Source organism: Pseudomonas sp. MWU12-2029 (genome assembly GCF_023242425.1).
GTDB lineage: Bacteria > Pseudomonadota > Gammaproteobacteria > Pseudomonadales > Pseudomonadaceae > Aquipseudomonas > Aquipseudomonas kribbensis.
The window spans coordinates 413,667-436,132 of record NZ_JALJDY010000006.1; the positions used below are offsets into that span (position 1 = coordinate 413,667).

The 22,466-nt window shown below is 58.3% G+C and carries 16 protein-coding genes and 1 tRNA gene; 5 read left to right on the forward strand and 12 right to left on the reverse strand.

Going from position 1 to position 22,466, the window contains the following annotated elements; genetic code table 11:
• Nucleotides 1–5: 5 nt before the first annotated feature.
• Together M5B44_RS17890 and M5B44_RS17895 are read right to left on the reverse strand one after the other, a co-directional pair.
• On the reverse strand, nt 6–1,688 hold the full coding sequence (locus tag M5B44_RS17890; RefSeq protein ID WP_248740032.1) for a flavin monoamine oxidase family protein: 1,683 nt from the start codon (nt 1,686–1,688) through the stop codon (nt 6–8).
• Between the two features lie 146 nt (nt 1,689–1,834).
• The gene (locus M5B44_RS17895; RefSeq protein WP_007959884.1) at nt 1,835–2,296 is read right to left on the reverse strand and encodes an Lrp/AsnC family transcriptional regulator; all 462 of its coding nucleotides are present in this window, start codon (nt 2,294–2,296) and stop codon (nt 1,835–1,837) included.
• Nucleotides 2,297–2,991: 695 nt separating this feature from the next.
• Between M5B44_RS17895 and M5B44_RS17900 the strand changes: the two genes are divergently transcribed.
• Both M5B44_RS17900 and M5B44_RS17905 read left to right on the forward strand, forming a co-directional pair.
• Nucleotides 2,992–4,140 (forward strand): AAA family ATPase, encoded by a 1,149-nt coding sequence (locus M5B44_RS17900; protein WP_248740033.1) that lies wholly within the window; start codon nt 2,992–2,994, stop codon nt 4,138–4,140.
• On the forward strand, nt 4,140–4,730 hold the full coding sequence (locus M5B44_RS17905) for a DUF4276 family protein (protein ID WP_248740034.1): 591 nt from the start codon (nt 4,140–4,142) through the stop codon (nt 4,728–4,730). Before M5B44_RS17900 ends, M5B44_RS17905 begins: the two co-directional genes overlap by 1 nt.
• Before the next feature lie 101 nt (nt 4,731–4,831).
• Here M5B44_RS17905 and M5B44_RS17910 read toward each other — a convergent pair.
• From M5B44_RS17910 to rpsU, 5 genes are all read right to left on the reverse strand, one after another.
• Nucleotides 4,832–4,908, reverse strand: a tRNA-Ile gene (locus M5B44_RS17910).
• A gap of 15 nt (nt 4,909–4,923) precedes the next feature.
• Nucleotides 4,924–8,670 carry a bifunctional diguanylate cyclase/phosphodiesterase gene (locus tag M5B44_RS17915; protein ID WP_248740035.1) on the reverse strand — a complete coding sequence of 1,249 codons (3,747 nt, stop codon included), beginning with the start codon at nt 8,668–8,670 and terminating at the stop codon, nt 4,924–4,926.
• A 126-nt stretch (nt 8,671–8,796) separates the two neighbouring features.
• Nucleotides 8,797–10,644, reverse strand: a complete 1,848-nt coding sequence (gene rpoD, locus M5B44_RS17920; RefSeq protein ID WP_085709208.1) for an RNA polymerase sigma factor RpoD — start codon at nt 10,642–10,644, stop codon at nt 8,797–8,799.
• Nucleotides 10,645–10,711: 67 nt separating this feature from the next.
• Nucleotides 10,712–12,679, reverse strand: coding sequence for a DNA primase (gene dnaG, locus M5B44_RS17925; protein WP_248740036.1), 1,968 nt, complete (start codon nt 12,677–12,679; stop codon nt 10,712–10,714).
• A 483-nt stretch (nt 12,680–13,162) separates the two neighbouring features.
• Complete coding sequence (rpsU, locus tag M5B44_RS17930) at nt 13,163–13,378, reverse strand: 30S ribosomal protein S21 (protein WP_002551877.1); 216 nt, start codon at nt 13,376–13,378, stop codon at nt 13,163–13,165.
• Between the two features lie 199 nt (nt 13,379–13,577).
• Between rpsU and tsaD the strand changes: the two genes are divergently transcribed.
• Nucleotides 13,578–14,603 (forward strand): tRNA (adenosine(37)-N6)-threonylcarbamoyltransferase complex transferase subunit TsaD, encoded by a 1,026-nt coding sequence (gene tsaD / locus M5B44_RS17935; RefSeq protein ID WP_248740037.1) that lies wholly within the window; start codon nt 13,578–13,580, stop codon nt 14,601–14,603.
• A 23-nt stretch (nt 14,604–14,626) separates the two neighbouring features.
• Here tsaD and plsY read toward each other — a convergent pair whose 3' ends face one another.
• Nucleotides 14,627–15,196 carry a glycerol-3-phosphate 1-O-acyltransferase PlsY gene (gene plsY, locus M5B44_RS17940; RefSeq protein WP_085709211.1) on the reverse strand — a complete coding sequence of 190 codons (570 nt, stop codon included), beginning with the start codon at nt 15,194–15,196 and terminating at the stop codon, nt 14,627–14,629.
• Between the two features lie 74 nt (nt 15,197–15,270).
• Between plsY and folB the strand changes: the two genes are divergently transcribed.
• Both folB and folK read left to right on the forward strand, forming a co-directional pair.
• Nucleotides 15,271–15,627 (forward strand): dihydroneopterin aldolase, encoded by a 357-nt coding sequence (gene folB, locus M5B44_RS17945; RefSeq protein ID WP_248740038.1) that lies wholly within the window; start codon nt 15,271–15,273, stop codon nt 15,625–15,627.
• Nucleotides 15,618–16,139, forward strand: a complete 522-nt coding sequence (folK, locus tag M5B44_RS17950; RefSeq protein ID WP_248740039.1) for a 2-amino-4-hydroxy-6-hydroxymethyldihydropteridine diphosphokinase — start codon at nt 15,618–15,620, stop codon at nt 16,137–16,139. The genes folB and folK overlap by 10 nt, the downstream gene beginning before the upstream one ends.
• Nucleotides 16,140–16,180: 41 nt before the next feature.
• Here the strand turns inward: folK and M5B44_RS17955 are convergent, their stop codons facing one another.
• From M5B44_RS17955 to M5B44_RS17970, 4 genes are all read right to left on the reverse strand, one after another.
• Nucleotides 16,181–17,410 carry a multifunctional CCA addition/repair protein gene (locus tag M5B44_RS17955; protein WP_248740040.1) on the reverse strand — a complete coding sequence of 410 codons (1,230 nt, stop codon included), beginning with the start codon at nt 17,408–17,410 and terminating at the stop codon, nt 16,181–16,183.
• Between the two features lie 63 nt (nt 17,411–17,473).
• On the reverse strand, nt 17,474–19,036 hold the full coding sequence (locus M5B44_RS17960; protein WP_248740041.1) for a SpoVR family protein: 1,563 nt from the start codon (nt 19,034–19,036) through the stop codon (nt 17,474–17,476).
• Entirely contained in the window at nt 19,033–20,304 is a 1,272-nt protein-coding gene (locus tag M5B44_RS17965) for a YeaH/YhbH family protein (protein WP_085709216.1), read from the reverse strand. Before M5B44_RS17965 ends, M5B44_RS17960 begins: the two co-directional genes overlap by 4 nt.
• A gap of 204 nt (nt 20,305–20,508) precedes the next feature.
• Nucleotides 20,509–22,431, reverse strand: a complete 1,923-nt coding sequence (locus tag M5B44_RS17970) for a PrkA family serine protein kinase (protein WP_011336211.1) — start codon at nt 22,429–22,431, stop codon at nt 20,509–20,511.
• Nucleotides 22,432–22,466: the final 35 nt, after the last annotated feature.

A 22,466-nucleotide genomic window follows, 5' to 3' on the forward strand; every position in this document is an offset into this window, starting at 1 on the left:
TCCTCTTACTCGGGCAGGGCGATCGGGCCGATGTCATTGAACACATCACCCGGACCGGGGTTCTCTTTATGTGTGGACCCGCCAAAGTGCTTCATGATTCCCCACACCGCGTTGAGCGACGTCTGCACCGCACCTTCGACCCAGGCCGGCGTCCACGAGACGTCGTCGCCGGCGATGAAAATCCCGCGCTGCTCCGGCGGCATGTCGTCCTGCATGAAGTGCGCATACATGCGCTGGTTGTAGCGATAGTGGCCGGGCAGGGCGCCCTTGAACGCACCGAGGAAATGCGGGTCGGCTTCCCACGACACGGTGATTGGATCGCCGATGATCCGCGCGGCGATGTCGACTTTCGGGTAGATCTTCTTCAACGCGTCCAGCGCCAGTTTCACGCGTTTTTCCACCGGGTGCGGGAGCATCTTCAGCGCATCGCTCATCCACGAGTACGACAGGCAGATCACGCCCGGCTTGTCGTCGCCGTTGTCGAACAGATAGGTGCCACGGGTCAGGCGATCGGTGAGGGTCATGCTCATCAGGTCGCGGCCGGTTTCCGGGTCCTTGTCCTTCCAGAACGGGCGGTCGACCATTACGAAGGTCTTCGACGATTGCATGTAGCGCGTACGGTCGAGGGCCATCCACATCTTTTGCGAGAACAGGGTTTCGTCGCATTCGATCTGGGTGGTCAGCAGCCAGCTCTGGCAGGTGGTCAGTACGGCGGCGTATTCGCGAGTGTCGCCGTTGTTGTCGGTAACCGCGAAACGTCCGTCAGGCGCGTGGGCGATTTTCTTCACTCCGGAGCGCGGCGCGCCATGGTGCAACGACTTGAGGCTGGTGCCTTGCGGCCAGTGTACGCAGTGCTCCGGCGCATGACGCCAGATACCTTGTGGCACTTGTTCCACACCACCGACCACCAGGTGTTGGTGATCGTCGCAGTTGGTCATCACCACGCGGAAGATCTCCAGCATCGAGTTGGGGAAGTCCGAGTCCCAGCCGCCGGTACCGAAACCGACCTGACCGAACACTTCGCGGTGATGGAACGACAGTTTGGCGAAGGCTTTTGACGTGGCGACGAAGTCATAGAAGGTGCGGTCGTCCCACAGTGGCACCAGGGTGTTCCACAGTTCCTTGAGGCGTGGCACGTCACGGTCGCGGATGGCTTGCTGGATATCGGCGAACTGCGAGCCGGCCTCCAGAGCGTCGGCCCAGGCGTCCGCCACTTCCTGGAACAGTGCAGGAAGATCCTTCAGGCTCTGTGCGTAATGAGTTTTGCCTTCCAGGTCGATCACGGTGCTGCCGGAGGCGGGTGTCAGCGGGTTCGGGAAGGGCTTGGTCTCCAGGCCGAGTTTGTCGACGTAGTGATAGAACGCGGTGGAAGACACCGGGAAGCGCATGCCGCCAAGCTCGGCGACGATGCCGTCAGTGCCGTTGAATGCCTGGGAGCGCAGACGGCCGCCAAGCTTCGAGGCCTCATAAACGACGGGTTTCAGGCCGAGCTTCATCAGCTCGTAAGCGGCCACCAGACCTGCGATGCCGGCACCGACAATCGCTACTTCGGCACCGTGGTTGTGCTCGGGAATGCTGCCCAGACCGGCCGGGTGTTCGATCCAGTCGTCGAAGGCGAAAGGAAAGTCCGGGCCGAAGATGGTGATCGGTTTCTTACCGTCTGCAGGATGGCGATTGTTCTTGTTCATGGCTGACCTTGCTGGCGACCCGACGCCGGATGCGCGTCTGAGTATAGGAAAAGATGCCAGCCATTCTAGGGAGAGTAGAACACGTTAATAAGACGCAAAGTGTCGTCGATTTGAGTGTTTGTGCTGCAATATGACGAAGATATTGGTCAGACTGGATGCCCGCGATCAATCTTGCTGCTGAGGATGATCGAGGTCGTGGTCTTCTCGACGCCGTCTACGCTGCCGATCTGATCCAGAAGTTGATCGAGCTGTTCCGGCGAATCGGTTCGCAGCCACGCCACATAATCGAATTCACCACTCACCGCACACAACTGCTGCACCTGGGCCATCGCGCTTAACCGCCGCAACACCTCTTTGCCGGAGCGCGGCTGCACCTTGATCCCGACGTACGCCTGCAATCCACCATCCACCACGCGCTGACCCAGGCGCACGCCATAGCCGGTGATGACTTTGGCCTTTTCCAGCCGCGCCAGTCGCGAAGTCACGGTCGTGCGGGCGATCCCCAGTTGCCTGGCCAGCATCGCCACGCTCTCGCGGGCGTTGATTTGCAGGGCAGCGATCAGCTGGCGGTCGATTTCATCGAGCACGGGTGGGCGGATGTCGGGCAAGGGCAGGCTCCAGCGGTACGGATCAATTGGGCTGCATGTTACAGGCTCATTGGGCGAGGCGCCTGCGGTCGATAATCGAATGAGATCTTCTAGTACTCCTGTGGTTCGCCGTGCCTTGGCTCAGAGAACAAGTTGGGCGTCAGCGCTTTGGCGGCATTGGCCTGCTGTTATTGGCAAGTACCCAAGGTAATACGTGCGGGTCTTCGATACCGGTAACGAAGGGGAAATCTAGAAAAGCCAATTTGCTAGAGGTTTTTGCTCAGGTGGATGACTTATGTTTCGCTGAAAATGAATAAACAGCAATTTCTGGGGATGGTGGGCGGAGCATGGCAGTCTCTTGTTCTATCCGAGAGGTGCAATGTGATTGGGTATGAGATGTCAGATTGGACTGGAGTGTTGGTAGGAAAAAACCGAGGCCTACGTAGTTTTTTCTTAGCCACGCGAAATATGAAGAATAGGGAGTTGCCTTTTAACTCGACATGCAGCATCTTCTGATGATCTATGGTTGCGATTGGGGCAAGGAAGCATCTGGAGGTAAAATGCTCTTCGCATGTTTTTGTTGCTTAAAATGAATGTGGCGATGTTTTTTGTGAGAGGTAGTTGTTCGTGGTGACTGTGGGTTGTAACTGCTTTTGATATGTTGATGTGGATTGGTAGTAAATTCTTTTTATTTTTATCGCGGGCTGGTGGTTAAAATGCTGATTACGAAGCTGACATTGAAAAATTGGCGGAACTTTAAACGGTTGGAAGTTCCGATGCAGAATAGAACCTATATTATAGGTGCTAACGCGTCGGGTAAATCTAATTTGCTAGACGTATTTAGATTTCTTAGAGATGTATGTAAGCCTGCCGGTGGAGGGTTGCAAAAAGCAATCGAAGACAGGGGGGGGATTAAAAAATTAAGATGTTTACAGGCGCGGTCAGATATTGAGGTAAAAATTGATATTGAGATCTCCGATGAGGTGGGAGAGGCGCCGGTTTGGGAGTACTCTCTCGGATTTAAAGGGGAGGGTACTGGTGCGCAGCGAATTTTTGTAACACGTGAAGTCGCAAAATATAAAGGGCAGATTGTCTTGAATCGCCCTGATAAAGACGACGCTGGCGACAAGGTGCGTCTTACTCAAACTGCTCTTGAACAAATCAATGCGAATAAGAAGTTTCGTGATGTGGCAGATTTTTTCGGGAGCACTACATACCTTCATCTTGTACCTCAATTACTTAAGTATGCGGATATATCTGGAAGAATTCTTGAGGATGACCCATTTGGTCAAGGGCTGCTGCAGCGTATCTCGAAAACTCCTGGTCGTTCCAGAGATGCGAAACTGAGACGCATCCAAGCGGCATTGGAAGTTGCGGTTCCACAGTTTAAAGAACTAAAATTTGAACTGGACAAAGTAGATGGAACCCCTCATTTGATGGCGTCCTATCAGCACTGGCGAAATTATGGGGCTTGGCAAAGAGAGGATCAATTTTCGGATGGTACGCTTCGATTGATTGGTCTTTTGTGGATGTTGCAGGAGAATAACTCTCTCCTTTTGCTAGAAGAGCCAGAGCTTTCCCTTAATGACTCAATTGTCACCCATATTCCTCTTATGGTAGATCGGATTTTGCGTAAGCAGAAAGCTCTTGGTAGGCAAGTTATCATAACAACGCATAGTGAGGCGTTGTTGAAGAATCCAATTGATGGTAACTCAATAATTCTATTGCAAACTGGTGCGGACGGTACGATTGCACGTGTACCTGACGAGGTTGAAACCCAGCTTATGGGAGCCGGCCTAACGCCAGCCGAAATTATGCTGCCAAAGGCAAGGCCAAATGATCTGGATCAACTGGGATTGCTTTGATGCCTGTTTTTATCGTCGGTGAGGATCAGCTATGTGCAGAGCTTGCACAGGCAATAGTGCTTCAATCTGGTAAAGCTGTAGAAATTCAAAGTGCTTTGGTCGCGAATGGGTGTGCTCCATTCAAAACTATGATCGAGAAAATGAATAATGTTGCCCGAAATGTAATGCCTGTTTTTATGCTCGCAGATGCAGATCAGGCACCTTGCGTCGTCACACAGCGCAATCAATGGATGCCGGCTAATCCGGCTCAAAATTTTTCTCTTCGTTTGGCTGTCCGTGAGGCTGAAGCGTGGATCTTGGCTGATCACGAGGGGTTGTCTGAATTCGCGGGTTTCAGTGCGGCTCTCATGGATCGGGCTCCCGATGAGTTAAATGACCCGAAGCAAGAGTTGTTACGGTTGATCAGAAGGTCAAAACGCCGTGATTTACGAGAGGAAATGCTGCCTAAAAAGGGAGCGAAAAACCTCGTGGGCTTGGGATACAACCTGCATTTGACAAGATTTGTCAGAGAGCACTGGAGCGCTGACCGAGCGTCTCAACGGTCTCCAAGCCTCGCCAGATCAATACCACGAGTGTTGGCGCTACTTTGAGTCTGGACAGATTATGGACGCCGTATTGCAGTCTTCCCTCTGAGATAGATTGCTAGGCTTTGTCAGAAAGACGAAAGCCGCGCAATGCGCGGCTTTCAATTTGGTGGGCCCACACGGACTTGAACCGTGGACCAAAGGATTATGAGTCCTCTGCTCTAACCAACTGAGCTATAGGCCCTCAGTAGGCCGCGGATTATAGCGACGGTTTCTCGGCTGTGCTATCCGAAAAATCTGATACGGCTATGCGAAGAAACGTCGCGGCGAATTCCTCCGGTGGCAGCGGCAGGCTGACGATGTAGCCCTGGATCTGCTCGCAGCCTTCGGCGGCAAGGAATTGTTGTTGGGCCTGGGTTTCCACGCCTTCGGCGATCACGGTGAATTGCATGCTGCGGCCCAGGGCAATGATGGCGCGGACAATCGCCGCGTCGTGGGGGTCGTCGGGCAAGCCGCGGACGAAGGACTGGTCGATCTTGAGGATGTCCAGCGGCAGGCGTTTGAGGTAACTCAGCGAGGAATAACCGGTGCCGAAGTCGTCGATGGCCAGTTGCACGCCGAGGTGTTTGAGTTGGTGCAGCACCGCCAGTGCCTCTTCGGCCTGGCTCATGATGAAGTTTTCGGTAATTTCCAGTTGCAGTAAATCCGGTCTCAGACGGTTGTCCTTGAGCAGTTGTTCGATGCGCCCCAACAGGTTCGGCTGACGCAATTGTGCGCCGGCGAGGTTGACCGAGAGCGGGCCCAGGGAGTCGTAGATCTGGCCCCACTCGAACATCTGCCGGCAGGCGGTTTCCAGCACCCAGTCGCCGATTTGCAGAATCATCCCGTTCTCTTCCGCCAGCGGTATGAAGTGCTCCGGAGGTACCTCGCCGAAGGTCGGGTGCCGCCAGCGGATCAGGGCTTCGGCCCCGACCAGGCTGTGATCGTCGAGGCTGATTTTCGGCTGGTAGTAGAGGTACAGCTCTTCGCGCTCGATGGCCCGGCGCAGTTCATGCTCCAGCGCCACCCGTTCGCTGGCCTGGGCGGTGAGGTCGCGGGTGTAGCTTTCGACGCGGTTGCGACCCTTGGCCTTGGAACGGTACATCGCGGCATCGGCGTTCTTGATCAGAGTGGCGACGTCGCAGCCGTCACGCGGATAGAGGCTGGTGCCGATGCTGGCGCTGATGAAAAACTCGTGCTCGCCGGCCTGGAATGGCGCTCCGAAACAGTTCAGCAGTTTGGTGGCGATGTTGTCGGCATCACCGGCCTGTTGCAGTCCCGGCAGCAGGATGATGAATTCGTCGCCACCCAGTCGCGCCACAGTATCTATATCGCGCAACTGTTCCTTGAGGCGAACGGCGATGCCCTTGAGCAGCAGGTCGCCAACCGGATGGCCGAGGCTGTCGTTGATGTGTTTGAAGCGATCGAGGTCGAGGAACAGCACCGCGCCCAGTCCGCCGTTCTCTTGCTGGCCATTCAGTGCCGTCAGCAGACGGCTTTCGAACAGCGTGCGATTCGGCAGACCGGTCAGTGGATCATGGTGAGCCTGGTAATCGAGTTTGGCCTGGGCGTGCTTGAGACTGGAGATATCGGCAAACACCGCGACGAAGTGGGTAATGAACCGGTCGCGGTTGCGCACGGCACTGATGGTCAGCCAGCTCGGGTACAGCTCGCCATTCTTGCGCCGGTTGGAGATTTCGCCCTGCCAGTGGCCTTCGTCAGTCAATTGGTGCCACATCGCTGCATAGAATGCGCTGTCGTGCAGCCCGGAAGCCAGCAGGCGTGGGGTATGGCCCAACGCCTCGCTTTCGCTGTAACCGGTGATTTCGGTAAAGGCGCGGTTCACGGCACTGATGTGCTGTTGAGTGTCGGTGATCAATACGCCTTCGGCGGTGCTCTCGAACACCGTTGCGGCCTGTTGCAGCTTTTCCTGCATCAGGTGGCGTTCGGTGATGTCCCGGGCGATGGTCAGCATGCAGTCTTCGTCGCCGATCGGCAGCGGACGGCTGGACACTTCGCAGAGGCGGATTTGCCCGTCGCTGCGGCGGATGTGGCAGGTGAAATCGCGAACGAAACCGTCACGGTGCAGCAGATCGAGCATCTGTTTGCGTTCGTTGAGATTGACCCAGATCCCCAGATCCAGTGCCGAGCGGTCCACCGACATGGCGCTGTTGAAACCGGTGATGCGGCTGAAACCTTCGTTGACCTCCAGCAGCAGGCCATCGCTCTGACGCGACAGCAACAGGCCGTCCGGCGAGGCGTGGAAGGCCTTGGCGAACTTCTCTTCGGAGGTTTGCAGTTGCTGCTGGGTTTCCTTGAGCTGGGTAATGTCGCGCACCACCACGACCAGCGCCGGTGTGGTGTCGAGTTCGAACGGTTCGGCGGAAATCAGCCCGGTGAACACCTGCCCGTTGCTGCGACGAAAGGGCATCTCCAGGTTGCGAATGCTGCCGGCCTGCAAGCGTTGCAGCAGGCCGGGGCCAACCCCGGGAATGCCCCAGATATTGAGCTCGGTAGCAGTCTGGCCAATGACGTCTTCGGCTTTCAGCCCGATCTGTTCTTCAAAGGCTTCGTTGACCTCCAGCAGACAGCCGTCGGACAGCCGCGCGATCACCAGAATGTCCGGGCATTGCTGGAACACCGAGGCGAACTTCTGCTCCGACAGGCGCAGGGCCTCTTCGGTACGCTTGGTTTCGCTGATGTCGATCATCAGGCCGCGCATCACCGGCTCGTGGCCGTGCTCGATAAGGCTGACGATGTCTCGCACCCACAGGCAACGGCCGTCGGCGGTGATCACCCGGTAATCGAGACTGTGATCGCGCCCGGCGAGGACTTCGTGATCGCAGAAACTCTGCGCGCGGGTCAGGTCGGCGGGATGGATGATGTTGCGCCAGAAGCCCGGAATCAGCCAGTGCGACAGGGGATAACCCAGCAGATCCTCGGCGTGGGGCGATACGTAGCTGTAGGTGAAATCGCTGATCCGCGCTTCCCAGGCAATGGCCGACAGGCTCTCTACCAGCCCGCGATAGTGGTACTCGCTGCTGCGCAGCTCCTGTTCGAGGTCGATGCGTCGGGCGATTTCCGAGCTCAAGCGGCGGTTGATGCGAATCACCACTGCCAGGATGATCACCAGCAACAGCAGGCCTGGCAGGCCATAGACCAGCAGATCCGACCAGAATGTCCGATGATCGAGGACGTTACCCACCCAGTGTTCCTGGATGCTACTGATCTGCTCCGGGGACATGTCGGCCAAGACCTTGTCCAGAATGCCCACCAGCATTTTGCTGTCTCGGGGAACTCCCATTGCCAGTTGATAGCGATAAGGAGTTTCGCCACTGACATACAGCCCGTCGAGCTTGAGCTGGCGCAGGCTCCAGACACTGGAGGCGAGATCGCCGACCACCGCGTCCACTTCGTCAGTGGCCAGGGCCTGCAGCGCCGAGCTGACATTGGGCATGGCCACCAGATTCAGATCGGGATGATGGGTGCGCAACAGCTCATGGGGAGCATAGTTTTCGACGACGGCGATCTTAAGCCCATACAGATCCTCGATCTTGCGCGGTTGCGGCCCGCCAACGTGGGCGAGGATGACGATCGGAAAATCCAGGTAGGGTCGGGTGAAGGCAAGGTAATTCTGGCGTTCCGGGGTGGACATGATGCCCGGCAGCAGATCGATCGTGCCGTTTTTGGCCTGTTCGAGCACGGCTGTCCAGCTCGAGGGTTCGATGGGCGTAAGTTTGATGGCCAGACGCTGGCGGATCACGTCGATATAGTCCGCCGCCAGGCCCTGATAGCGGTTCTGGTCATCGCGAAACTCGAATGGCGGCCACGAAGCATCGACACCCAGGCGCAAGTCCGGGTGAGCCGCCAGCCAGCTACGTTCTTCGTCGGTCAGAGTCAGCGCGTCAGCCGTTGCGGTCCAGATCATCAGTGACAGCAAAAAAAGCACGGACGCCAGTCTGGGCATAACGGTCTCGTTATGGCACGGGGGAATGTTTCGAGTGTAGACGGGCTGTGCGCGGGGGGAGGGGGGAGCTAGGTATTTAATCTGCCATATAAACAAAACCCCCGGCCTGGGCCGGGGGTTTTGGTATCACTCGTCGAGGAACGAACGCAGGTGTTCGCTTCGCGTCGGGTGGCGCAGCTTGCGCAGCGCCTTGGCTTCGATCTGACGGATCCGCTCACGGGTCACGTCAAACTGTTTGCCGACTTCTTCGAGCGTATGGTCGGTGTTCATGTCGATACCGAAACGCATGCGCAGTACCTTGGCTTCACGGGCAGTGAGGCCGGAGAGCACTTCGCGAGTCGCTTCTTTCAGGCTCTCGACAGTGGCGACATCGATTGGCGACTGCATGGTCGAGTCTTCGATGAAGTCACCCAGATGAGAGTCTTCGTCATCACCGATCGGGGTTTCCATGGAGATCGGCTCTTTGGCGATCTTCAATACCTTGCGGATCTTGTCCTCAGGCATTTCCATGCGTTCACCCAGCTCTTCCGGGGTCGGTTCGCGACCCATTTCCTGCAGCATCTGCCGGGAAATACGGTTGAGCTTGTTGATCGTCTCGATCATGTGCACCGGAATACGGATGGTGCGAGCCTGGTCGGCGATCGAGCGAGTGATCGCCTGACGGATCCACCAGGTGGCATAGGTCGAGAACTTGTAACCACGACGGTATTCGAACTTGTCCACCGCTTTCATCAGACCGATGTTGCCTTCCTGGATCAGGTCGAGGAATTGCAGGCCACGGTTGGTGTACTTCTTGGCGATGGAGATCACCAGACGCAGGTTCGCTTCAACCATCTCTTTCTTCGCGCGGCGGGCTTTCGCCTCACCGATCGACATGCGACGGTTGATGTCCTTGATCTCGGCGATGGTCAGGCCGGTCTCGGTTTCCAGTGCGGTCAGCTTCTGCTGGCAACGGATGATGTCCGGTTGCACACGGCCGATGGCTTCGGCGTACTTGCTCTTGCCTTTGGCCAGGGCGTCGGACCAGCTTTCGTCGACTTCGTTGCCCGGGAACTGGCGCAGGAAATCGGCACGCGGCATACGCGCATCACGTACGCACAGCTGCATGATCGCGCGCTCTTGCTGACGCAGACGATCCAGGGCACTGCGAACACGCTCGACCAGGGCTTCGAATTGCTTCGGCACCAGTTTGATCGGCATGAACAGATCGGCCAGGGCCAGCAACTCGGCAACCGCTGCCTTGTTGTGACGACCGTGCTTTTTCAGGGCCTTGCGGGTGATTTCCATCTGGTCGGCCACGGCGCCGAAGCGCTGGGCAGCAATGACCGGATCCGGACCGCTTTCGGCTTCTTCTTCGTCGTCGGAAGCTTCGGCGTCATCGTCCTCGGAATCGTCGTCCGCTTTCGCGGCTTTCGCATCGATCGGCGGTGGCACTTCGGCAGCCGGCGGCGTAATGCCGTCGTCCGGGTCGATGTAGCCGCTCAGAACGTCGGACAGGCGACCGCCTTCGGTGGTGACCCGAGTGTACTCGGAGAGAATATGGTCAACCGTGCCGGGGAAGTGCGCGATTGCGCTCATCACCTCACGGATGCCCTCTTCGATACGCTTGGCGATTTCGATTTCGCCTTCACGAGTCAGAAGCTCGACCGTACCCATTTCACGCATGTACATGCGCACTGGGTCAGTGGTGCGACCGATATCGGTCTCGACCGCTGCCAACGCGGCGGCTGCTTCTTCCGCAGCGGCCTCGTCGGTATCGGCGTCGGCCAACATAAGGGCGTCCGCATCCGGAGCACTCTCGTGTACGGGGATCCCCATGTCGTTAATCATGCGGATGATGTCTTCCACCTGCTCCGGATCTGAAATATCCTCGGGCAGGTGGTCGTTGACCTCGGCGTAAGTCAGATACTTCTGCTCACGACCCAGTTTGATCAACTCAATAATACGAGACTGCTGTTGCGCTTTTCCGGACATAACACCCTATCCACTGAAGGTCTTGGCGGGCAAAAAACAAGCCGAGGATTATACCTGAGCTATGACCTCACGCGCCAGTTGAGGTCGGGTTTGATGCAGGAACATCCCGTTTGAGCAATTCGAGCAGCAAAGATTTTTCTTCGGTGCTCAGATCGCTTTGACGTGATTTCCTGAGAAGTTGTTCCAGCTTTCGCTCGCGCTGGCGGGCTGACAAGCTAGTTATGGTGTCGAAAAACTGTTGTTCAAGGTTTTCTCCGTTGATCAACCACTCCTTTTCTGCCAGGCGGGTCAGCAATCGACCTTGTTCGGTGCCATGCCATCGCGAGATCAACTGAAAAGAGTTTAGCTGAGGATTCTTTTGCACGGCTTCCAGTGAGGCCACCAGAAGCTGGGTGTTGGTATTGTCTTCATCCGCAAAGTGGCTGGCCGTCTCGACCTTCAGCGCCAGTTGCGGGTGATGGATCACCGTTCGCAGGGCAGCCATGATCGGTGGCTCGACGGGAGCCGGCACTCTCGGGGCGCGCGGTTGATCGCGATCACCGCCACGCTTGCCGTTCTTGTCCCAGGGCTTTTTGTCCCATTTCTTGCCGCCGGCACCGGGTTTCTTCGGCGTCCATTCCTGCTGCGGCACATACATGTCCTGTGCCTGCGGCTGATGGTAGTCGCTGAAGTCCGGCATTGCGTCGTAATCGATGCCGGGGTCGTAGGCGGGCGGCGCTTCCTGCGGTGTGCTCTGGGCCAGCTGGCTGACGGTCTCGCTGCTCAGGCCGGTGATTTCGGTCAGGCGCTGACGCATCAGGATTCGCAGGTTTGCCCCTGGCACTTTATCGATCAGCGGCGCGGCAAGCGTCGCCATGTGCGCCTTGCCTTCGAGCGAGCGAGGGTCGGCTTCTTCGGTCAGTTGCTGGAAGAAATAGTCTGCCAGTGGCTGCGCGTGCTGATTGATCCGCGCACGGAAGGCGTCGGTGCCTTCAGCGCGGATCAAGGTGTCCGGGTCTTCGCCTTCGGGGAGGAACAGGAAGCGTGCGCGGCGACCGTCCTGCAGGCTGCTCAGCGTGGCTTCCAGTGCACGCCATGCGGCGTTGCGGCCGGCCTGGTCGCCGTCAAAGCAGAACAGCACGTTCGGTACGACCCGAAAAAGGCGCTTCAGATGCTCTTCGCTGGTGGCTGTGCCCAGGGTCGCGACGGCATTGCGCAGGCCTTGCTGGGCCAGGGCGATGACGTCCATGTAGCCCTCGACGACGATGATTTCGTCGAGGTTGCGGTTGTTCTTGCGGGCTTCGTAGAGGCCGTAGAGTTCCTGGCCTTTATGAAATACCGGGGTTTCCGGTGAGTTCAGGTATTTCGGCTTGTCGTCGCCGAGGACCCGACCGCCGAAGGCGATGATGCGCCCGCGAGTATCGCGGATCGGAAACATCACGCGATCGCGGAAGCGGTCATAGCGCTTGCCGGTTTCGGCGTTCTCGATCAGCAGGCCGGCGTCGATCATGGCTTTCTGCTGCAGGGTGTCGCTGCTCAGGTGCTTGAACAGGTTGTCCCAGCCTGGCGGGGCGAAGCCGAGGCCGAAGTCCCGCGCAATCTCCCCCGTCAGTCCGCGGCCCTTGAGATAATCCACGGCAGCCTTGCGTGCCGGGTGGCTCTTGAGCGCCTGGCGGTAAAAGTCTGCAGCGGCAGTCAGCAGTGGATAAAGCGGCGAATCGGTCGGCTGTCGCGGTTTGTGCGAGCGGCCACCTTCTTCGCGGGGCACTTCCATGCCGGCGGCTTTGGCCAGGTCCTCGACCGCCTGGGGAAAGTCCAGGTTGTCGTGGTCCATGAGAAAACCGAGCGCGTTACCGCCGGCGCCGCAACCGAAGCAGTAATAGAACTGCTTGTCGGGGCTGACGCTGAACGACGGGGTTTTCTCTTTGTGGAACGGGCAGCAGGCGGTGTAGTTCTTGCCGGCCTTCTTCAATTGCACGCGCGAGCTAACCACGTCGACGATGTCGGTGCGGTTCAGCAGGTCGTCAATGAAGCTCTGGGGAATCAGCCCGGCCATGGCGTTCTCGTCGTCTGCGCTGTAATGAGTCCGATGCGATGGGCGGCCGGACGCGGGTCATGCTTGAAAGCGCACAAAGAGTGCGGCTCGACCGGTGTCGTCTGCGTAATCGCTGTCGGGAAGTGTATCTGCCGAAAATCCACTGACGTTAGTACCTATCAGTCTTCGACTTTATGAAAGTGTTGCGCTGAATCCGCTGACGGCCGGTTGAAGGCCTCGGATAGCTCATGAAGCGGGCACGCAAGCAGGTGCCTTGGGCTGATCGTCGTAAGAGGAATCAGTGGGTGTGCTCGTCAGTAGCCTTGAAAGGCTCGTCAGAAAAGACGTGCACCGCTGGCAAAAGAGCCAGGCCTGACGCGGTGAAGCGGATTTGTCTCGGTCGCGTGTGCGGCTTCGACGGTGAAGCATCAAGCGTTTTACGCAAATGCCATTAGCCCGGCTGAGGGCCGGGCTTGGCAGAAGCTTGCTACGATCGTCTGTGTATTAGTACAGACGAACGGCGCGGCGCTGTTCGCGCTGAACTTTCTTGGCGTGACGCTTAACAGCGGCTGCTGCCTTGCGCTTACGCTCGGAAGTTGGCTTCTCGTAAAATTCGCGGCTACGAACTTCAGCCAGTACACCGGCTTTTTCGCAGGAGCGCTTGAAACGACGCAGAGCTACGTCGAAGGGTTCGTTCTCTTTAACTTTGACGGCTGGCATCCAGAGCTACCTTCATTCATTACCGGGGTCAACATCCTCGCGGCAAAAGAGCACTTGAAGACGTCGGTTTTTAAGGGTTGCGGATGTTAACCCCTCAACGCTCGGAATGCAAAGCCTCTGATCGAAAACCGCTGGTCGGGGCATCCAGTGGCGACTATTATGCGCGCCTTCGAATTCAGCCTAAACAAGGCGCAAACCCATGCTAGTACTGGGATTAGAAACCTCTTGCGACGAAACCGGCGTCGCTTTATACGACAGTGAGCGTGGCCTGCTGGCCGACGCACTGTTCAGTCAGATCGACCTGCACCGCGTCTACGGCGGCGTGGTGCCGGAGCTGGCCTCCCGCGATCACGTCAAGCGCATGCTGCCCTTGATCCGTCAGGTGCTGGCCGAGGCTGACTGCGTGCCGACCGAGATCGACGCCATCGCCTACACCGCTGGTCCTGGCCTGGTCGGTGCGTTGCTGGTGGGGGCTTCGTGCGCCCAGGCGCTGGCGTTTGCCTGGGGTATTCCGGCCCTCGGTGTGCACCACATGGAAGGCCACTTGCTGGCGCCGATGCTGGAGCCAAAACCGCCGGAGTTTCCGTTCGTCGCTTTGTTGGTCTCCGGTGGTCATACGCAGCTGGTTCAAGTCGATGGCATCGGCCAATACAGCCTGCTGGGCGAAACCCTCGATGACGCAGCGGGCGAAGCTTTCGACAAGACCGCGAAGATGATGGGCCTCAATTATCCGGGCGGGCCGGAAATCGCCAAGCTGGCAGAGAAGGGCGTCGCAGGACGTTTCACCTTCCCGCGTCCGATGTGCGATCGCCCGGGCCTGGATTTCAGCTTCAGCGGCTTGAAGACTTTTGCCCTCAACACCTGGCAGCAGTGCGTCAGCGTCGGGGACGACAGCGAGCAAGCCCGTTGCGACATCGCGCTGGCGTTCCAGCAGGCCGTGGTGGAGACTTTGACCATCAAGTGCAAGCGTGCGTTGAAGCAGGCCGGCATGAAGCGTCTGGTGATCGCCGGTGGCGTCAGCGCCAACAAGGCATTGCGGGTTTCACTGGAGAAAATGCTCGGCGACATGAAGGGCGATGTGTTCTATGCCCGGCCCGAGTTCTGCACCGACAACGGCGCGATGATTGCGTTTGCCGGTTGCCAGCGTCTGCAGGCCGGCCAGCAGGAAAGCCTGGCGATCAGCGTGCAGGCGCGCTGGCCGATGGAGCAGTTGTCGGCGTTGTGATGAACGGTGTTCGCGAACGGTATTTAAAAATGCCGTTCGCGCCCGGCAAACAGGTCGCGTAGATTGCCCCGGTGGCGCCACACGATCAGCAGCGTAAGCGTGCTCATCGGCAGCAGCGCCTCTGGCTCCTGCCAGGCCAGCAATGGCAGGGTCAGAGGTGTGGCAATCAAAGCTGCCAGCGAGCTGGTGCGGGTCAGGTAGAACGTCAGCAGCCAGGCGCACACCGCCAGCAGTGCGGCGGGTGGATACAGACCCAGCAGCATGCCGGCCGCCGTGGCGACGCCCTTGCCACCGCGAAAGCGGAAGTACAGCGGGAACAGGTGACCGATCACGGCGCAGACGCCGATCCACGCCTGATCCTGCAGCGAAAGGCCAGCTGCCGATGCGATCAGTACCGGCAGCAGGCCTTTGCACAGATCACCCAGCAGGGTCAGGATCGCGAGTTTGCGACCGGCCAGGCGCAGCATGTTGGTGGCACCGGCATTACCCGAGCCACTCATTCGCGGATCCGGATTTCCGGTCAGGCGGCTGAGCAAAATGGCGAAGGACAGCGAGCCGAGCAGGTAGGCGAGAATCGCCAGTAACCAAAACATGCTAACTATTCCGGGCGAGGACGCCCTGATTCTAACGGCGCATTGCGCCCTTGTCGTGCAGCGGAGAGAAGTGCTTGGACAGAGTGTTTATCGAGGGCCTGGAAGTCGACACCGTGATCGGTGCCTACGACTGGGAGCGCGGCATCCGACAGTGCTTGCGTCTTGATCTGAGCTTCGCCTGGGACAATCGCCCGGCTGCTGCCGGTGACGACCTGACCCTGGCACTCGATTACGCCAGTGTTTCCGCGCGGATCCAGGCCTTTGCCGAGCAGGCACAGTTCCAGTTGGTCGAGACCTTCGCCGAGCGCCTGGTCGAAGTGCTGATGGCCGAATTCAAGATCACCTGGGTGCGCCTGAAGCTGACCAAGCCTGGCGCGGTCCCGGCCGCCAAGGGTGGTGTCGGTGTGGAGATCGAGCGCGGATGTCGCTGACTCAGGTCTACCTCGGGCTCGGTAGCAATATCGAGCGCGATACTCATTTGCGAGCCGGTCTGGATGCCTTGGCCGGTTTCCTGGTGGATATCCGCTGCTCGGCGGTGTTCGAAAGCCAGCCGGTGGGGATCAAGAGCGGCCCGTTCTTCAATTTCGTGGTGTCGGCCTACACCGATCTGCCGCTGATGGAGCTGGATCGACGGCTGAAATTCATCGAGGCGGATAACGGTCGTTATGCCCCGGAGCGCAAGGGATTGCCGCTGGATATCGACGTCCTGCTGTACGGCGAGCTGGCAGGCAATTTCGACGGGCTGATCCTTCCCCGGGCCGAAATTCTGAAAAATGCCTTCGTGTTGTGGCCGTTGTCGCTGATTGCGCCGGATCGGGTGCATCCAGGTGTGGGAAAAAGCTTTGCCACGCTGTGGTCCGAGGCGCAGATCGATCAGGTGCTGGCACCGGTCGGGTTTGAATGGCGCGGTATTCAGCTCACGCCTGCGGATTTATTGAACTGACTGACGCCATCGCGACCGGTTCGCGATGGCGTCAGGTGTTTTCAGGACGACGCTGATTCCTTGTAAGCCTTCAACGCCTTGAGCCGTTCACGCTTGAGCGCTTCGCCCAGCTCCGGGCCCTTGAAACCTTTCTCCAGCAGCGGCTGTACCGCAACGCCCCGAGCGGCGCTGGCTGCACCGCGCAGGTAATCCGCCTGTGGATAACTGCGCTGCTCAAGTCCTTTGCGGCCTCGGGCATCCATCTCGCATGCGACGATAAATTCTTCGAAACGCTGCGGTCGGCGATAAACATCAAAGCTCTGCAGCAATTCCAGCAAGGTCGACGCCTTCAGCTCCAGGGCGCGATGGCCGTGGGTGTGATACTGGCCGACCAGCAGGGCCAGTTCCTGACAGTCCTTCGGTGCCTTGAAGCGTTCGTTGACCGCTTTGATCAGCTTCAGGCCCTTGTGCTCGTGGGCGATATGCCGCGGCCATTCCTCTTCCGGGGTCAGGCCCTTGCCGAGATCATGCAGCAGGCAGGCCCAGCGCACCGTCAATGGTTGCTGGTGCAGGGCGGCTTGCTCAAGCACGCTCAGTGTGTGAATGCCGCTGTCGATTTCCGGGTGATGGATTTCCGGTTGCGGTACGCCGAACAGGGCGTCGACCTCCGGCATCAGCACTTTCAGTGCGCCGCAATCGCGCAGTACCTGAATGAACACCTGCGGCTGACTTTCCATCAATGCGCGGGAAATCTCTTTCCAGCTGCGTTCGGCGGTCAGGGCCTCCAGTTCGCCGGATTCGCTGAGCTGGCGCATCAACTCAAGGGTCTCGGGGGCAACCTTGAAACCGAGTTCTGCGTAACGAGCCGCGAAGCGGGCAACACGCAAGACTCGCAGGGGATCTTCGGCGAACGCGGGGGAAACGTGACGCAGGATCCGGTCATCGAGATCGCGCTGGCCGTGATAGGGATCCGTCAGGTTTTGCTGATCGTCCTCGGCCATGGCGTTGATCGTGAGGTCGCGACGGATCAGATCTTCTTCAAGCGTGACCTCGGGGCTGGCGTGAAAGGTGAACCCGCCATAACCGCGACCGCTCTTGCGTTCGGTACGGGCGAGGGCGTACTCCTCGCCGCTTTTCGGGTGAAGAAACACAGGGAAATCCGCACCGACCGGGCGAAACCCTTTGGCGAGCATTTCTTCTGCGGTGGCGCCGACCACCACCCAATCGATATCGGTGACCGGTTTGCCCAGCAGGCGATCACGCACTGCACCGCCGACCTTGTAAATCTGCATAAAAAACCTCCGTTGGCCCGACAGGATAACCCTTGCGCCGGACTTTCGGAGGCCAGAACGGGATCAAAGATGAATGACAGCCAGATCGAGCCGACCGTAATCCCCCTCGCCGTGTTCGCTGCGGGGCGGTACATGGTGGGTTTTCATGATCTGGTCGCCCTGCAGGGTTTCCAGATGAATGTCGAAACCCCATAGCCGATGCAGATGTTTGAGTACCTCGTCGGTGGAGTCGCCCAGCGGTTTGCGGTCGTGCTGCTGGTGACGCAGGGTCAGAGAACGGTCACCGCGCCGGTCGATGCTGTAGATCTGCACGTTCGGTTCACGGTTGCCGAGGTTGTACTGCGCGGCCAGGGTCTCGCGGATGATCCGGTAGCCGCCCTCGTCATGGATGGCGGGCACCAGCAGATCGTCCTTCTGGTCGTCATCGAGGATGCTGAACAGTTTCAGGTCGCGGATCACCTTGGGTGACAGGTACTGCAGGATGAAACTCTCATCCTTAAAGCTGCTCATTGCGAACTTGATGGTCGACAGCCAGTCGGTACCGGCGATTTCCGGGAACCAGCGACGGTCTTCTTCCGTCGGTTCTTCGCACATGCGCCGGATGTCGCGGTACATGGCAAAGCCCAGTGCATAAGGATTGATGCCGTTGTAGTAGGGACTGTCGAATCCCGGCTGGAACACCACGCTGGTGTGGGACGTCAGGAACTCCATCATGAAACCGTCGGTGACCAGCCCTTCGTCATACAGGTCGTTCATCAGCGTGTAGTGCCAGAAAGTCGCCCAGCCTTCATTCATCACCTGAGTCTGGCGCTGTGGATAGAAATACTGGGCGATCTTGCGCACGATGCGCACGATTTCCCGTTGCCACGGCTCCAGCAGCGGTGCGTGTTTCTCGATGAAGTACAGGATGTTTTCCTGAGGCTCGGCCGGGAACCGTGCGTTGTCCTTGTCGCTGTATTTGTCCGCGCCTTTGGGGATGGTTCGCCACAGGTCGTTGATCTGCTTCTGCAGGTGTTCTTCACGATCCTTCTGCCGGCGCCGCTCTTCCTCGGCAGAAATCGGATACGGGCGTTTGTAGCGGTCGACGCCGTAGTTCATCAACGCATGGCAGGAGTCGAGCAGGTCCTCGACCGCGTCGATCCCGTGGCGCTCCTCGCACTGCATGATGTACTGCTTGGCGAACACCAGGTAGTCGATGATCGAACTGGCATCGGTCCAGGTGCGGAACAGGTAGTTGCCCTTGAAGAAACTGTTGTGGCCATAACAGGCATGGGCCACCACCAGTGCCTGCATGCAGATGGTGTTCTCCTCCATCAGATACGCGATGCACGGGTCGGAGTTGATCACGATCTCGTAAGCCAGCCCCATCTGCCCGCGACTGTAGGATTTCTCGGTGCTGAGGAAGTGTTTGCCATAGGACCAGTGGTGATAGCCCAACGGCATGCCGACCGAGGCGTAGGCGTCCATCATCTGTTCGGCGGTGATCACTTCAATCTGGTTGGGATAGGTGTCCAGGGCGTACCCGGCCGCGATCCGGGCAATTTCGCGGTCGTAGGTCTGGATCAGCTCGAATGTCCATTCGGAGCCGGTGGAAATGGGTTGGCGCTTCTGCTCTTTGGCGGTCATGTCACTAACCTGCGCTGGAAGAGTTCACGGAAGACCGGATAGATATCTCCGGCCGAGACCAGCTGCTGCTGGGCAAAAGTGTCGGAAAAGGCTTCGGCGATGCGCTCGTACTCGTACCACAGAGCCTGATGTTCGCGCGGGGTGATCTCTACGTAAGTGTAGTACTGCACGAACGGCATGATCTGGTTGATCAGGATGTCGCGGCAGATCGGCGAATCGTCGTTCCAGTTGTCGCCGTCGGAGGCCTGGGCGGCGTAGATGTTCCATTCGTTGCTCGGGTAGCGCTCGGCCATGATCTCCTGCATCAGTTTCAGGGCGCTGGAAACGATGGTGCCGCCGGTTTCCCGCGAATAGAAAAACTCTTCCTCGTCCACTTCCCGGGCGCTGGTGTGGTGGCGGATGAACACGACGTCGATCTTGTCGTAGTTCCGCTTCAGGAACAGGTACAGCAGGATGAAAAAGCGCTTGGCGATGTCCTTGGTCGCCTGGGTCATGGAGCCGGAAACGTCCATCAGGCAGAACATCACAGCCTTGGAGCTGGGGTTCGGCTGCTTGATCAGCAGGTTGTACTTGAGGTCGAAGGTGTCGAGGAAGGGCACGCGATGAATGCGCGCACTGAGTTTCTCGATTTCCGCTTCGAGGTTCTGAATGTCGCCGAAATTGTCCGGTTCTTCGCGTTTCAGGCGTGCCAGCTCTTCCTTGGCCTCACGCAACTTGGCGCGGCTGCTGCCGGACAGTGCGATCCGCCGGGCATGGGCCGAGCGCAGGGTGCGGATGATATTGATCCGGGACGGGTTGCCCTCGTTGCTGATCCCGGCGCGAACAGTCTTGAAGGTATCGGTACCGGTCAGGTTGCGTTTGACCAGGTTCGGCAGTTCGAGGTCTTCGAACATGAACTCGAGGAATTCTTCCTGGGTGATCTGGAAGACGAATTCGTCCATGCCTTCGCCGGAGTTGCCGGCCTTGCCCGGCCCTCGGCCTCCGCCACCTCCCGGCGGGCGGGCGATGTGTTCGCCGGCGGTGAATTCCTTGTTGCCGGGATGAACCACGGTCTGCTTGCCGCCGCGACCATGGTGAAGCACCGGCTCGTCGATGTCGCGACCGGGAATGCTGATCTGCTCGCCGTGCTCCATGTCGGTGATGGAGCGCCGGCTGACCGCCTCTTCGACAGCCTTCTTGATGTGGTCACGGTAACGTCGCAGGAAGCGCTGACGGTTCACCGTGCTCTTGTTCTTGCCATTGAGACGTCGGTCGATCACATAGCTCATGACTGCTCCTTAGAAGCTGTCCTGCAAAGGGCGAGCGGTCATGCAGCGTTTAACCGAATGCCTGGGGACGCAAACGCTCCCCCAAGCGCTTTGGGTGCTGCCTGAACCTCGCTACCGCCTTTCGAACACCTTCCAGAGGCCTGTGTAGCAGAAAATGCGCACACAGGCCTCGGGCTGACGACAACCGGTCTGACCGGCCGCGGTTTACTGTGATTTTCTGACCCGCAGATACCACTCGGAGAGCAGTCGTACCTGTTTGTCGGTGTAGCCGCGTTCGACCATTCGTGTAACGAAGTCGTTGTGTTTCTGTTGATCCTCTTTGCTGGCCTTGGCATTGAAGCTGATGACCGGCAGCAGGTCCTCGGTGTTCGAGAACATTTTCTTCTCGATGACCACCCGCAGTTTTTCGTAGCTGAGCCAGGTCGGGTTCTTGCCGTTGTTGTTGGCCCGGGCGCGCAACACGAAGTTGACGATTTCGTTGCGGAAATCCTTCGGATTGCTGATGCCGGCCGGTTTCTCGATCTTTTCCAGTTCCTCGTTGAGGGCGACGCGGTTGAGGATCTCGCCGGTTTCCGGATCGCGATACTCCTGATCCTGAATCCAGAAGTCAGCGTACAGCACGTAGCGGTCGAAGATGTTCTGGCCGTACTCGCTGTAGGACTCGAGGTAGGCGGTCTGGATCTCTTTGCCGATGAATTCGATATAACGCGGCGCCAGGTACTCCTTCAGATAACGCAGGTAGCGCTCGCGGGTTTCGGCCTGGAACTGTTCCTGTTCGATTTGCTGTTCCAGTACATAGAGCAGGTGTACCGGGTTGGCGGCGATTTCATGGGGATCGAAGTTGAAGACCTTGGACAGGATCTTGAACGCGAACCGGGTCGACAGACCGTTCATGCCTTCGTCGACGCCCGCTGCGTCGCGGTATTCCTGGATCGACTTGGCCTTCGGATCGGTGTCCTTGAGGTTTTCGCCGTCATACACGCGCATCTTGGAATAGATGTTGGAGTTTTCCGGCTCCTTCAGGCGTGACAGAACGGTGAACTGCGCCAGCATCTTCAGGGTGTCCGGCGCGCAATGGGCCTTGGCCAGAGAGCTGTTGAACAGCAGCTTGTCGTAGATCTTCACTTCGTCGCTGACCCGCAGGCAGTATGGCACTTTGACGATGTAGATCCGGTCGATGAAGGCTTCGTTGTTCTTGTTGTTGCGGAAGGTGTGCCATTCCGATTCGTTGGAGTGGGCCAGCAGGATACCGGTGAACGGAATCGCGCCCAGACCTTCGGTACTGTTGTAGTTGCCTTCCTGGGTGGCGGTCAGCAAAGGGTGCAGCACCTTGATCGGTGCCTTGAACATTTCGACGAATTCCATCAGGCCCTGGTTGGCCCGGCACAGCGCACCGGAATAGCTGTAGGCATCGGCGTCGTTCTGCGGGAATTCTTCCAGCTTGCGGATATCGACCTTGCCCACCAGCGCGGAGATGTCCTGGTTGTTCTCGTCGCCCGGTTCGGTCTTGGCCACGGCGATCTGGTTGAGGATCGACGGGTACAGCTTGACCACGCGGAACTGGCTGATGTCGCCACCGAATTCGGCCAGGCGCTTGGTGGCCCATGGCGACATGATGGTGTTCAGGTAGCGGCGAGGGATGCCGAAGTCCTCTTCGAGGATCGCGCCATCTTCGGTGGCGTTGAACAGACCCAGTGGAGATTCGAATACCGGTGAGCCCTTGATGGCATAGAAGGGCACTTTTTCCATGAGCTGTTTCAGCTTCTCGGCCAGGGACGATTTACCGCCACCGACGGGGCCGAGCAGGTAGAGGATCTGTTTCTTTTCCTCGAGACCCTGGGCGGCATGGCGGAAATACGACACGATCTGGTCGATGCATTCTTCCATCCCGTGGAAGTCTTCAAAGGCCGGATAGCGACGGATCACCTTGTTGGAAAAGATTCGCGACAGCCTCGAATTGGTCGAAGTGTCGAGCAGCTCCGGTTCGCCGATAGCCATCAACAGACGCTCGGCGGCGGAAACGTAGGCGCTGCGATCCTTTTTGCACAGTTCCAGGTATTCCTGCAGCGAGAATTCTTCCTGGCGTGTGGACTCGAAGCGTTGTTGGAAGTGGCTAAAGATACTCATGACGTCACCTCGCTCGATACGTGGAGCCGACGCCG